Origin of the sequence: Bacillus sp. 17RED48 (assembly GCF_019837545.1) — a bacterium.
Classification (GTDB): Bacteria; Bacillota; Bacilli; order Bacillales; family Bacillaceae_G; genus Bacillus_A; species Bacillus_A wiedmannii.
The window spans coordinates 1,018,904-1,033,182 of sequence record NZ_JADAXG010000002.1; the positions used below are offsets into that span (position 1 = coordinate 1,018,904).

11 protein-coding genes are annotated in these 14,279 nt (G+C 34.5%); 4 read left to right on the top strand and 7 right to left on the bottom strand.

Going from position 1 to position 14,279, the window contains the following annotated elements; all coding sequences use genetic code 11:
* Positions 1-166: 166 nt before the first annotated feature.
* Positions 167-1,216: a M42 family metallopeptidase gene (locus tag ILT06_RS12090; protein ID WP_088047932.1), complete on the bottom strand. Its 1,050-nt coding sequence runs from the start codon at positions 1,214-1,216 to the stop codon at positions 167-169.
* 126 nt (positions 1,217-1,342) lie between these two features.
* On the opposite strand from ILT06_RS12090, the gene ILT06_RS12095 reads away from it, so the two are divergent.
* Positions 1,343-1,522, top strand: coding sequence for a hypothetical protein (locus ILT06_RS12095; RefSeq protein WP_063263308.1), 180 nt, complete (start codon positions 1,343-1,345; stop codon positions 1,520-1,522).
* Between the two features lie 21 nt (positions 1,523-1,543).
* Here the strand turns inward: ILT06_RS12095 and ILT06_RS12100 are convergent, their stop codons facing one another.
* From ILT06_RS12100 to ILT06_RS12110, 3 genes are all read right to left on the bottom strand, one after another.
* The gene (locus ILT06_RS12100; RefSeq protein WP_064473732.1) at positions 1,544-1,870 is read right to left on the bottom strand and encodes a nucleoside triphosphate pyrophosphohydrolase; all 327 of its coding nucleotides are present in this window, start codon (positions 1,868-1,870) and stop codon (positions 1,544-1,546) included.
* A gap of 17 nt (positions 1,871-1,887) precedes the next feature.
* Positions 1,888-2,205: a hypothetical protein gene (locus ILT06_RS12105; protein ID WP_088047933.1), complete on the bottom strand. Its 318-nt coding sequence runs from the start codon at positions 2,203-2,205 to the stop codon at positions 1,888-1,890.
* A 112-nt stretch (positions 2,206-2,317) separates the two neighbouring features.
* Positions 2,318-3,106 carry an enoyl-CoA hydratase gene (locus ILT06_RS12110; RefSeq protein WP_088047934.1) on the bottom strand — a complete coding sequence of 263 codons (789 nt, stop codon included), beginning with the start codon at positions 3,104-3,106 and terminating at the stop codon, positions 2,318-2,320.
* Between the two features lie 308 nt (positions 3,107-3,414).
* On the opposite strand from ILT06_RS12110, the gene ILT06_RS12115 reads away from it, so the two are divergent.
* A complete protein-coding gene (locus ILT06_RS12115) occupies positions 3,415-4,794 on the top strand; it encodes an O-antigen ligase family protein (protein ID WP_088047935.1) in 1,380 nt (459 codons plus the stop codon).
* Between the two features lie 36 nt (positions 4,795-4,830).
* Here ILT06_RS12115 and ILT06_RS12120 read toward each other — a convergent pair whose 3' ends face one another.
* Positions 4,831-5,139, bottom strand: a complete 309-nt coding sequence (locus ILT06_RS12120) for a putative quinol monooxygenase (RefSeq protein ID WP_088047936.1) — start codon at positions 5,137-5,139, stop codon at positions 4,831-4,833.
* 269 nt (positions 5,140-5,408) lie between these two features.
* Here ILT06_RS12120 and ILT06_RS12125 point away from each other — a divergent pair, with 269 nt between their 5' ends.
* Both ILT06_RS12125 and patB1 read left to right on the top strand, forming a co-directional pair.
* On the top strand, positions 5,409-6,824 hold the full coding sequence (locus ILT06_RS12125) for an MBOAT family O-acyltransferase (RefSeq protein ID WP_088047937.1): 1,416 nt from the start codon (positions 5,409-5,411) through the stop codon (positions 6,822-6,824).
* A 24-nt stretch (positions 6,825-6,848) separates the two neighbouring features.
* Positions 6,849-8,039 (top strand): secondary cell wall polysaccharide O-acetyltransferase PatB1, encoded by a 1,191-nt coding sequence (gene patB1 / locus ILT06_RS12130; protein ID WP_088047938.1) that lies wholly within the window; start codon positions 6,849-6,851, stop codon positions 8,037-8,039.
* Between the two features lie 104 nt (positions 8,040-8,143).
* On the opposite strand, the gene ILT06_RS12135 is transcribed toward patB1, so the two are convergent.
* Complete coding sequence (locus tag ILT06_RS12135; protein ID WP_222655129.1) at positions 8,144-10,732, bottom strand: S-layer homology domain-containing protein; 2,589 nt, start codon at positions 10,730-10,732, stop codon at positions 8,144-8,146.
* Positions 10,733-11,456: 724 nt separating this feature from the next.
* Positions 11,457-13,898, bottom strand: coding sequence for an S-layer homology domain-containing protein (locus ILT06_RS12140; protein ID WP_088047940.1), 2,442 nt, complete (start codon positions 13,896-13,898; stop codon positions 11,457-11,459).
* Between the last annotated feature and the right edge of the window lie 381 nt (positions 13,899-14,279).

The following is a 14,279-nucleotide window of genomic DNA, read 5'->3' on the forward strand; positions in this document are numbered from 1 at the left end:
ACAAAAAAAATTAATGCGCCTCTATCATTCTATAATACTCGAATTATGTAGTAAACCTACTTTCTTAATATTGTAAAATAAAATACAATTAATTTACTTTTTGTTAAATAAAGTCGATTTCTCTACAAACAAAAAATAGGCTACTAGAGGTAGCCTATTTCTTTTCTTACTCTGCAATCATATCTGATAATACATATGCATAAACAAGTGCTTCTGTATGAGCAATCGAACTTTCATGTGTACGCTCAAATGCATGAGAAGAATCAATACCCGCCCCAATTAATGCATGTTTCACATCAAATCCAGCGCGAATCGCAGCTGATGCATCCGATCCATAGTACGGATAAATATCTACTTTATATTCAATATGATTCGTTTTCGCAAGCTCTACTAAATGTTTACGCAGTGCATAATGATACGGACCACTAGAGTCTTTTGCACAAATAGATACAGTATACTCGTCAGATGCTTGTCCATCACCTAGCGCTCCCATATCAACTGCTAAATATTCAACCGTTTCTTCTGGAATGTTAGAGTTACCACCGTATCCAATCTCTTCATTATTAGAAATTAAGAAATGAGTTGTATATGGTAATGTTATGTTTTCATCTTGTAATCTTTTAATTAATTTTAATAGAATCGCAACACTTACTTTGTCATCTAAATGACGTGATTTTATGTATCCACTCTCTGTAATTTGAACGCGCGGATCGAATGAAACGAAGTCTCCTACTTCAATTCCTAATTCACGTACTTCATCAGCTGAAAAGACACGCTCATCAATACGAACTTCAATATTTTTCTCGTCGCGTTTCGCTTCACCTGCATCTTTATATACATGCACAGATGTTTGATGCATTAAAATCGTTCCTGTATACGTCTTACCGCTTGATGTTTCAATTTCGCAATATTCCCCTTCTACAGAGTTCCAGCGAAATCCACCAATCATAGAAAGACTTAGACGACCGTCAGGCTTAATTTCTTTCACCATCGCCCCTAACGTATCAACGTGTGCCGTTAATAAACGGTGCTGTGCATCATTTTTTCCTTTTACCGTTAAAATAAGAGCGCCTTTATTGTTACGCTTCGTTTCTACATTCCACTCACTTACATAGTTTTCAATAAAACGAATGATTTTCTCTGTATTTCCAGATGGACTTGGAATAGAGACAAGCTCCTTAATAAGTTCCATCGTTTCTTTCGCATGATGTGCCATTGTCGTTCCCTCCTCATTTTCTCTATTATTTAGTATACCGAATTTACTATAAATCCTCTACTCATATAGCTTAATTTTCTAAATTGCGGTAAAATTCTTTTTAGTATACAAAAGGAGTTATAAAATATGAATATATCAAAAAAATATATACACATTGCACTCATTTGGTTTTTAGCATCATTATTTTGTTTACAAGTTTCTTATGCAGTTCACACTACTACTTCTATTACCATTGGCTGGGTATTAACAGCTATCTTCTTCATTATTAGTTTAATTGCAACAAAAAAGCATAGCGTCACTCACTAACGCTATGCTTCCCTTACAAAACTATTCTTCTGAAACATCCAACAAATAAATGCCTCTTTCAAATCCACCGCGCTCTATTTCTTTTTTCTTACGAAGACGTTCTATATCTTCAATTGTTGCACCTTCTGCACGCGCTAATGAAATGATTACTTCCAGTGCATCCGCAAGAGAATCTAGCGCATGTTCACGCTCTTTCATAGAAGCAAATTCACGAATTTCTTCCGTTCCAATTTTCGCTAAAGCTTGTATGTATGCTTGTCCTGTTAATTTTTGTGCTGTATATGTTTTTCCAGACATCAAAATCTTCTCTGGAACACGATCTCTTACTAACTTGTTATATGCTGACATCATTCATCCTCCTATGTTTAATAACATCCGAGCTCTGCTTTATAGAAAAACCATTTTTTCTTCACGCACGCACTAAGCATATCAATTCCTGACCCATGTGCCCTTACGTGAGGAAAGAAATAGTGCTCTAATTCTTCTTCCTTACCATATAGAGTTTCGTACTCAGCTGGAATTGCTTCTTTTTTCACATCTATTTCTTTCGTCACTTCGCCAGAAAACGCAACGCTTGGATGTCCTTCAAAAAACAATGCAGTTCGCACAGCCATAGATGGTGTACTATGCAAAGCATAATATGCTATGACAATCATGCCGATAACACCAATAATTTTCTTCATATATTACTCCTAAAAAAAAGTGCTAACACAATTATACTAAAATGTGTTAGCACTTTCTCCCCTTTACCTTAAATTAACCGGCAGTAAAACTACCATTAATTCAAATTTCACTTTATTCCCCTTTAAATGCAGGCAAACGTTTTTCTAAAAATGCAGCAATGCCTTCTTTATGATCCGCTGTTTGTCTCATCGCATATTGGCCGCGCTTTTCAAGTTGCAGCGTTTGTTCTAAATTGGAGCGATTTACTTCACATAAAATTTGCTTCGTTTGAATCATCGCTTTAATCGGCTTTTGTGACCATTCACTAATTTTTTGCTTCACAGCCGTTTGGAAATCCTCGCCAATTACTTCATCAATTAAACCGATATCAAGCGCTTCTGTTGCTGATAATTTCTTTCCTTCCCAAATAATTTGCTTCGTCATATTTTCACCGACACGCTTTTGAAGGAAGAAATGGCCGCCACCATCTGGAATTAAAGCGATTCCAATAAAGTTCATCGCAATAACGGATGATATATCTGCCATCACATAGTCAGCTGTTAACGCAATACTTAACCCAAGACCAGCAGTTGGTCCATGAATAGCACTAATAACAAGCTTCGGCATCGTATATAAAGTCACAACAACTTCAGAAATGGTATTCATAATGCCATCAAACTTGCTTTCATCATTACTTGAAAGCATCGATTTAATATCTCCACCCGCAGAAAAACCACGACCACTTCCGCATAACACAACAATGTGTGCAGAACTCTCCGCTACTTCTTTCAATTTTTGTAATAACTCTTTTAATGTTGGCTCATCTAATGCATTTAACACCTCTGGGCGATTGACCATAACCGTTGCAACGTGCCCTTCATATTTCACAACGACAGATTCTGTTTTACTTGTTACTTCCATTATATATACCCCTCTTTTCTACATAAAGATTATACTTATATAATTATAGAAAGGTGGTGAAAAACCCTTCTTTTTTCTCAATTTTCTGTCTAATAATCTCGTAATTTGTATATGACCTTGTATAAAACATACAATTCCGTTGAAAAATATAGAAATTAAAGTCGGTTTATCACCTCTCTTCATCTATTTACCATTACAATGAAATGGTGTATTCTTAAGTCTGATATAAAAATTAAATATAGAAATTCATTCTCCTTCCTATTTATATAGAGGTTCTGAAATAAAGGAATGAAGAAATGGAGGAACATATGGTTACTAAGTTCAAACAGACGGATAACTACTTCCCGCATTTCCTACTGCTATTCATTGTGTTTCAACCAATTTTAGATTTATTAACATCTTTTTCAATCTATGTATTACACATGAGCGCAACAGTCGGAATCGTAGTCCGTTTCGCCTTTATGCTTCTTGCATTAGGTTATCTACTTCTTCATCATAAACAACAAGGCGCGAAAAAGTATATTCTTTATTTATGTCTATTTGGCATTGTACTCGCAATTGGCCTTGTGAATAATTTAATGGTCAAATCTCCAGTTTCATTTGGAGAAGAAGTGAAATTTATTTTGAAAAGTGTATATCCAATTGTACTACTGTTTGGATATATTATCGCACTAAAAGAATTAAAAAATAACGAATATGTATTTCATAAAATCATTACGTATTTCTTATATGCAACGTTAATTTTAAGTATTTCAATTATCGCGGCTATGGCAACTGGTACAGATTTCCCAAGCTATCCGAACTCAAAGATCGGTTCAAGAGGATGGTTCTTTGCTGGAAATGATTTAAGTTCCATTTTTGCAATTATGTTCCCAATCGTTGTCTTATACTCAGTTCATAAAACAACTTCTTTCTCAAAAGCGTATTACTGGATTCCAACTGTAGTTGCAATGTATGCAAGCATTATGATCGGAACGAAAGTAGGCTATGGTGCCATCGTTATTACACTTGGTATCGCCCTTTTCTTCTTATTCATTGAATATATGATACATCGTAAAAAAGAAGGAAAAGGATTCACATATCTTGTAAATACAGTTGTTGCTGCTGTCGTATTAGGAGGGTTACTCGTACTTACACCGCAAACTCCTATCGCAAAAAACATGACCATCCATTTACAAATATATGAATACAAAAAATCAGTACAAGAAGAAAAAGACCGGAAAGAAGGAAAAGTAGTTACAGAAGAAGAACATAAGCAAGGCGAACTAACAGACTCTGAAATGAAAAGTTTAATTTACAGTGATCGCGACAAGTTTTTAAAAGTATATAAACAATACTATAAAGAAGCACCACTATCTCAAAAACTATTTGGAATGGGGTACGCTGGTAACTATACAACGAAAATGAAGTTAGTCGAAATGGATTTCCATGACCTATTCTTCGCATTCGGAATTGTTGGCTTCCTTATGTACTTACTGCCGCTTCTTTATTTCGGTATAAAAATATTCATTCGCTTGATCACAAACTTCAAGAAACTATTTAGCGTAAAACATATGCTACTAGCTAGCACACTCGTCTTATCGCTCGGTATCGGCTTTATGTCTGGACACGTATTAACAGCACCAGCCGTTAGCATTTTCTTTGTTGTGATACTCGCTTACTTAATTGTTGATTTAGAAATAGAATAGAAAAGAAGCAGCATCCATCTGGATGCTGCTTCTTTTCTACTCCAACCCTTTACCGCCTCTAGCATTCAAAGTGCTAATTCTTTCTGCTCCAGTAATTATTGGTTTTGCTCGCTTTATTAAATTTTGTGTAGACGCTAACGTTAAAGATGCTTTATGTGCTTCTTCATTACTCCATACTTCAAAAACATATATAGCATTCGGCTCGTCATCAGAAGTACTTACAATATATACCTCACAACTATGAAGTGCGTTCATCGATTCCGCAGCCTCTAGCAAAATATTCGTTAATTCTTCCCGATTACGTTCTTCCACAATAAACTTACCATACAATCCGAATTTACTCATTCTTCTCCCCCCCTAATTATGCCACTTCTCTTATCTCAAAATTAATAATTCCCATAAATCGCTCAAATACCTTCTTTTCCATTTAAAAAAACACTTAATGGCACACCTTTCTTATGTATGAAATGAGAAACTACTTATATAGAATAATTATTTTAATCGAATTATTAACATGATAAAATATTAAAGGCACTATTATATAAAAGAATATATAATAGATATGTCGGTTTTTTTTGCACGAAATGTATTTCGAAAAAAGTGAGGAGAGTCCTTTGGTATTTAGTAGTTCGATTTTCTTATTTATCTTTTTACCTCTCGTATTATTTCTCTATTTTATAGTGCGTGCCGAGCTACGTAATTTCGTATTACTTGCATTTAGTTTAATTTTCTATGCATGGGGCGAACCGCGTTTCGTTCTTTTAATGCTCTTTTCCATCGTATTAAACTACTGCTTTGGCCTACTCGTGCATCATTATGATAAACGAAAAAATATGAAAGTCACATTTTTAATTATGGCTGTGGTCGGAAATATTTTATTACTGTCTTATTTTAAATACATTTCATTTTTCACAGACATGTTAAACACCGCTTTACATTTATCTATTCATGTGGAACCTATTCCACTACCAATCGGAATTTCATTTTATACATTCCAAGCGATGTCCTATGTCATCGATATATACCGTAAAGATGGGGATGTTCAAAAAAATCCACTTAACTTAGCGCTATATATATCTATTTTCCCTCAGCTTATTGCCGGACCAATTGTTCGTTACAATATCGTCGCTGAGCAAATTAAAACGCGCATCCATTCTTTTGAACGATTCACAGAAGGTATTCAAATTTTCGTTCTCGGATTAGCAAAAAAAATATTAATCGCCAACCAAGTAGGATTTGTCGCCGATAAAATATTCGCCTTACCACCATCTGAAATAAGTGTTGGAACGGCATGGATTGGTATTATCGCCTACACCCTCCAAATTTATTTCGATTTCTCAGGGTACTCTGATATGGCAATCGGAATTGGAAAAATGTTCGGATTTGATTTCCCAAAAAACTTCAACTACCCGTACATCTCTAAATCTATTTCAGAGTTTTGGAGAAGATGGCATATTACACTTGGTTCTTGGTTCCGCGATTACATATATATCCCGCTCGGCGGAAACCGCGTTTCAAAACTAGCGAATTATCGTAACCTCTTCATCGTATGGGGATTAACTGGTTTATGGCACGGGGCGAGCTGGACATTTATCGCCTGGGGCTTATATTACGGCTTTATTATTTCAATTGAAAAAGCTGGATTCGAAAAAATATTAAACAAACTATGGAAACCGCTGCAACATGCATACGTATTAATAATCGTTATGATTGGCTGGGTCTTCTTCCGAGCTGACAACTTCGCTTACTCGTTCCAATACTTAAAAGCGATGTTCGGTATAGGAGGACAATCTTTCAGCGATGACAATACAATGTTATACGTACATGAATACATTATCGTATTTCTCATTGCCTTTATCGCAGCGACACCAATTTTAAAACGAATAAAAAACATATTAGAACTTGCGCCAAAAACGTATATGTTCACGATGCAATTTGTACGTCCTATATTATTGCTAACATTATTTATGATTTCGGTTATGTACTTGATTAACTCAACATATAATCCATTTATTTATTTCAGGTTTTAACTTATGTAGGAAGGAAAAGTTATTATGAAAAAATTGGGGAACCTCATCCTGTTAATTGGTTTTCTCACCATTATCTTTTCATTTGGCATACTATCGTTACTCAAACCAGACCGAGCCATTTCACCAGTTGAAAATCGGCCGCTCGCTCAAAAACCAGCACTGACGAAAGAAGCTCTCCTAACTGGTAGCTTTTTTAAAGATTTTGAAACATACACAAATGATCAACTAATCGGACGAGATGAATTTATTAAAAGCTATACAATTGCCCAAATTAATATGGGCAAATCTCTCATTAACGACATTATTTTGACTGATGATAAATGGCTCCTTAAAAATCCAGCGTGGACGAAAAAGTATAATGAAATTGATCAATCCATGCCCGCTATAAACGACTTATCTCAGTTTTTAAAAGAACAAAACGTCGAGTTTTACTTTGCTTTACCACCGTCAAAAACGAATGCATTATCATTTAAATTACCTTCTCATATTCACACTTATGCACAGGACAATTTAAATTACTTTCTAAAAAAACTTCCAGCTGACGTAAAGCCAATAAAACTGATGGAACACTATAAACAGAACTATACGAACGAAGAAATACAGGACATGTATTTCAAAACAGATCATCATTGGAATATGGACGGTGCCTTCTTAGGCTACCAATATATAATGAACACAATCGGGCAACAATCTTCTATATATAAAGGAAAAGAAATAAAAAAAGAAGACTACACTCGTACATGTGCGCAAAATAAACATTTAGTCGGAAGCTTCAACAACCAACTATACCAACTCATCGATGCAACTGGTGAAAAATTGTGCTACTACACACCGAAAGGCGGTTTCAACTTCACAAGCGTTACCGCAAAAGATGTGAAAGGTACTGTTCATCAAAACTTAGATGACATATACGGCGTAGAAAAACAAAAAGATACAACATCATACGCAGGATATTACACGGACGACTATCCAGAAATCGTCACCGAAAATAACAATGCACCAAATGAAGTACGCGCCTTAGTCCTAAAAGACTCATTCGCAAACGCAATCGTGCCACACTTAGCACAAAGCTTCAAACACACATCTATCCTCGACCTGCGTCACTATCACGAAAAAGATGTATATCAATACATGAAAGACAACAATATTAACATGGTATTGTTCGTGTATAGTGATTCAAATTTGAGTGGGGATATGTTTAAGTTTAAGCAATAAAAGAAGCCTCTTGTAATTTTTACAAGAGGCTTCTTTTCGATATTTATGAAAAAAAATCAGCGGGGATGAATCCCCACTGATTTTTCATTTTATCTATAATCAACTTATAGATTTGGGTTGTTAAGCACGTTCACGTGTACAGCTTGTGAACCGATTTCGCTTGTTAGAACATCTTTCTCACCTAATACTTTGAATACTAATGTACCTTTGTCAGTGTACTTAGTAGTTAAAGTATTGTAGATGTCTGCACTGAAGTTTGGAAGTGCAGAATCACTTGTTTGAGATACTGTTACATGACCAAGCTCTTGATCGAATAAATCGAAGTGAGCATTGCCATTTGTATCAAGGTAAAGTTTACCTTGGTCGTCACCAGATTTCACAACGCGTACTTTATGTTGTGTATCTTTCGTTAAGTTAATACCTTTTACGATATCATCTTGGTTACTCTTCTCAAGTTCTAATACAGTACCGATATTAATTTTCTTCTCAACGAAGTTTTCTGTTTGAACTGGTTTGAAGTTTACAGATTTAATAGCGATCTTCTCTTGAACGATTTCAACTGTTGCTTTACCAGCAGTTGCACCATTTTTCGTTAAGTGGATATCAACTTTACCTGGTTTTAAACCTTTAACAACAACTTTATTTCCAACAATTTTAGCTTCAGCTACAGCTGGATTTTTAGATTCAACTACATAACCTTCTAAGTTTTCAGGATCAGAGTATACGCGATCTGAAGTGTACTTAGATAATTGATATGCAACTGTGTTAGAAACATTTAGGCCAAGTTTTGTATCAGGTGATTGGCCGTATTGACCTACTTTAGATACAAGTTCGAAGTTTTTGAATGCAACGTTACCTTCTGTTACGTTCACATATAATGAACCTAGAGTTTCACCGTTAGCATTTTGGAAGTGAACTGTACCTTCTCCTACTTCGTTACCTGTAACACCAATAGTTTTTGTACCAATTGAACCAGAGTCAGTCGTTACTACTTCTAATCCACCTTCTGCAACTACACCAGTTTTTGGAAGAACTTCTTTAATTGCAGCTACGTTAGCACCAAATGGATCGCCATATTGGTCAGTTGTTACGAATGTAACAGGTAATGTTTTATTTTGAACAACTTGTAATTTATCTGGGTTAGCTTTTACTGATTTTAATGTACGAGAATCAGTCGTTACTTTAAATTTAACATCTTTTGTAACGTCGCCTACTTTAATAGTAAGTGTAGCTTCACCAGCAGCTTCAGCCGTAATATAGTTGTTTACTACAGAAATAATACCGTGGTTTGAAGATTTAATGCTGATTGAGTTTGGATCAACAACTTTATCTTCTCCAGCAATTGTAGCAACTACGTTATGAATTTGTGCTTTTTCACCAACAACTAAGTTTTGGCTATTTAGCTTAAAGTCTTTTCCAGTAAGTTTATTACCGTATACTACACCGTTTTTATCTGCATCTACCGCAAATACAGTGTTTTTAATTGCAGAAGCTGGTGTATCAAGGTTTTTCACTGTAATAATACCAGTGTTAGAAACTGTTAAACCACCACGTTTTGTAACTTGTACTTCTACTTTATAGTCACCGTGTGAAAGACCAACACCAAGTTTACCTGTAGAAGAAGTAGAGTTTCCACCCTCAAAGATGTTTGCTGGTGAACCGTCTAAGTTATTTGCTACAAATTTGACGTCATGGTTTGCTAAGTTTAAGTACTCAACATCAGCGTTACCTTTTTCTTCGTTTAATTTGAAGGCAACTGCTTGACCAGCACGATCATCATCAAATGTAAGTTTTTCAACTGCTAATTTTTTCACTTCGTATACGAATTTCGTTACGAATGATTGATTTTTCACTTTTACAGTAAGATCTTTATTTGGAGCTACTTTACCACCAAGTGTTACAACTGCAGAAGTACCGTCAGCACTTGCTTCGATTGCAACAGCTTTGTCTCCTTCAAGAGTTACATCATCAGCAGCAAGCTTATCTAAACCAGTTCCTGTTAATGTTAATTTCGCTGGTTCAGAAATTTTCACATCAGTTACATATGCTTGTGCATTATCTTTTTTGCCATATTTTTTATCTGCTACTGCGATAAATTTAGCTGCTTCTGCACGAGATACAGATTTATTTGGCTCCCATTTGTTTCCGCCTGTTCCTTCAGAAAGTCCAAGATTGATTAGGATGTTTGCTTTTTCTTCACCCCAATGATCTAATAAATCTTCAAATTTTGTAACTAACTCGCCGTTAACTTTATCTTTTAAGTTATAAGCACCTACTATCATAGAAGCGAAAGAAGCACGGTCAATCTTTTTATCTGGAGAGAAGTTTTCTTTACCATCACCTCTAACAACACCCGCTTTTTCAACAGCTGCAATGTATTTAGAAGCCCAATGATTTTTAGCATCTTTGAAAGATGGTTGTGCACCCTCTTCAACTTTTAAACCTAATGTAATTGCCATAATTTTCGCAGCAGAAGCACGGTCAATTTCTTCAGCTGGAGCGTATGTACCATCTGGCTTACCTTCGATTGCACCTTTATCTACTAAGTAATTGATAGAATCTAATCCCCAATGACCAGCTGGAACGTCTGGGAATGATTTACCTGCTGCTGCTACTGGAGATACAACACCTGCTACCATTGCTGCTGTCATTGTACCTGCGATTACTTTTTTGTAAGAGTTAGTCTTTGCCATTTTATAAATTTCCTCCTTCAGGAATATGCTACTAGTTTCATATCATATTAAATTTGAAACTAGCTAGTTAGAAAAACCATAAAACAATAAAAACACAAACAAAAATACTATAATGAAAAGTAGTTCACATAACAAAATGATACAAACCGCTAGATGTAAATATAAGGTTTAAATACCATTTTCTGAAACAAGTTCATCATACTATACAAAAACATTCGTTATCAAGAACTTTCTCAAAAGAAGATTCGACATATTCTGATATTTCAGTCTTTTAATCGTATCATTATTATATTAATAATACTCAAATATAGAAATGAACAAACTGTTTTCCTATAAACCACCCTCACTGCGCTTCGTATATTTTTCATATCGAATACACAATTGGAATTATAGCATATATTTCCACTTCATCACTTAATTATTTTTTACAATAAATACAATTTTCAGACTATATCCGACTAAAAATATTGTATTTCGACATTTTCTTCTTCTTTTCGAATGATTTTTTAACAAAAAAAGGTTTTAATTTACAAATAATTTACATATCGATGAGGTATTCTTCTATTTTTGAAAACGTTTTCGATTTGTTTCTCAATAAAACTTTTCTTTTCAATTTCAAATGTACACGAAATAAGATCAAAATAAAAAGCCTATGATACTCATAGACTTTTGTCTATTTTCTCATAGGCTTTACTAATCATTTCATGTATCGAATGATTTTAAATTAGTTTTTTGCTGCTTCTTTAATAGAAACTGTAACTTGTACAGCTTTATCAAATTTTACTTCTTGTGTTTTTCCACCTTTTTCAACTGTCAGGTTTTTCACATAGATAGAAGTTGCACCTTTTGCACCAACTGTACCGTTTTCAGCTACAACATTTGTGTCAGCAGAAACAAATTCTACATTAGCAACTTTTGCATTTGCTGTAGTTGCAGGTACACCATCAACAGATAAGATATTTAAAAGTTCAGCTTTTAAATCAGCATTTGGAGCTACTTCTTTAAGAGATGTACTTGTAAATTCTACCGCTAATTCTTTAGCAGTTGGTGCTGTATCAACAACTTTGAATGAGTGAGTTGTGATTAGCTTACCGTCTGCTATTACAGTTGCTTTGTATGTTTCACCAGCTTTTGCTTCATTTCCTACAGTAATTGTGCCAGTAGTATTATTTACAGCTACTTGACCTGGAGTTGCATCTACTACTTTACCATCTTTATCTGTAGTAGTAACTGTAATTGTAGCTGCTTCTTTCTCTTTTAAAACTAAACCATTAGCATCTACTGGAAGAACAGAAACTACCATTTCATTCTTTTTGTTTTCTTCAGTAACATATTTATCCAATTCAGTTTCTAAGCCACGAACCTCAAATTTAGAGAATACGCCTGGAGCTTTTAATTCTAAAGCTAATGTAGATTTTACTTCTGTTTTACCAGATTTAGCTGTTAATTCTACAGTATATTTACCAGCCGCTTGACCATTTGCATTTAAAACTAACTCTTTATTAGCATGAGTTGCTTTTAATTTTTGATCTTGAACTGCTTTACCATCTTTATCAAATACTTTCACTTCTACAGGAGCTGTAAACTCTTTGCCATATTGATCTAATACTGGAGCTTTTACAGCTAAGTCAGTTACATCATTTGTAGAAAGTACTAAATTAGTTTTTTCTAACTTAATCTCTTTTAATGCTTTTTGAGCGAAAGCTTCGATTTCAACTGTTTTTGAAACAAGCTCTTTACCATTTGCATCTTTAACAGTTACTTTTACTGGCGCTTTTCCTGCAGCTAGTACAGTCACTTTGCCAGTAGCTTTATCTACTACAGCTACCTCTGTATTTAATGACTCATATTCAGCTTTAACGTTTTTCACCACGTTATTGAATTGGTCTTTTAATTCTACTTGAACAGAAACGTTGTCACCTTCATAAACTTTATTGTTTTGTTTGAAGTCTTTAGAAGTGAAATCAGCTTTATCTGCTGCTACTGTCCAGTTAGAAATTGAAGCTACTGCAGTACCTTCAGCAGAAACTTTTACTTCTTTACTTTCAGCTACCACTTTACCGTCTTTTTTATATACAGCTTTTACAGTAGTTGAAGTACCTTTTGCTAAAGTGATTTCACCTTTTGCATTAATTTTTTCAGCAGCTGGAGTTACGAATTCAATACCTGTTGGTGAAACAACTTCAGTACCGTTTTCATCTGTAACTTTGTATTGTAATTTAGTTGCCACATCAGCTACAACTGTTTGATCAGCCATTTCGATTGTTTTTGCTTCTAAAGAACCTACAGTTACTTCTGCTTTACCAACTTTGTTTACATCTACAGTGTAAGTTTGTTTAGCAGCTAAGTTGCTATATAATTCAACTGTCGCAGATTTTTTATCATCTGATAATTTTACATCTTTAACTAATACTTTATCGTTGTTAGCTTTGTTAGCTACTTTAACGTCTTCTTTAGTTAATTTTTCAACAGTTTTGCTGAATTTAACTTCTACTTTTTGAGTTGTAACTGCTTTAGCAGATTCAACTGTTACTGCTTCGTTACCGAACTCTTTGTCAGTCTTAGCAATGAATTTAGCAGCTTCTGCACGAGTTACAGCTTTATCTGGCTCCCAACCATTACCAGTACCATTAGTGATATCTAAAGCAACTAAGATGTTAGCAGCTTTTTTACCCCAGTGCTTTTCTAAATCAGAGAATTTAGTTTCTAATTCTCCGCTTACTTTGCTTTCTAATTTGTATGCTTTTACGATCATTGTTGCCATAGAAGCACGATTAATTTGGTTGTTTGGATTAAACTTACCAGTTTCATCCCCTTGAATTACACCAGCTTGTTCAACAGCTGCGATATATTTAGCAGCCCATGAATCTTGAGCATCTTTGAAAGTTGGTTTTGCACCATCTTTAACGTCTAAACCTAATGTAATTGCCATGATTTTCGCTGCAGAAGCACGGTCAATTGCTTCAGTTGGAGCGAATGTTCCGTCTGGCTTACCTTCGATTGCTTTTTTTGCTACTAAATAATCAATGTACTCTGCACTCCAAGAACCAGGTTGAACGTCTGGGAATGATTTTCCTGCTGCTGCTACTGGAGAAACAACACCTGCTACCATTGCTGCTGTCATTGTACCAGCGATTACTTTTTTGTAAGAGTTAGTCTTTGCCATTTTATATATTTCCTCCTTAGGAATGTAATACTAGTTCCATAAGTTTTTAAATAGATATTCTATTTATTTTTGAAACTAGTAGATATAAATGTGGTTAACGTATTCTTTGTACAGAATAATAGAATATCCTATATTACAGAATCTTAAAGAAATCATACACTCTTTTCATCCAATTTAAAATCTCAAATTCGACAAAAAAGTGAATTTTCGAAATTCTGAACGATCATTTTTTCGACTTTTATTTTAAAACATCCAGATTATAAAATCAGAATATTTTAAACAAATAGTAAAACGTGTCAGAATTACATTTTCAACAATCTTCTTATAACCATTTACAACTATAACAGAAAAACAATTCCAATTTAAATATTTAACTATAAA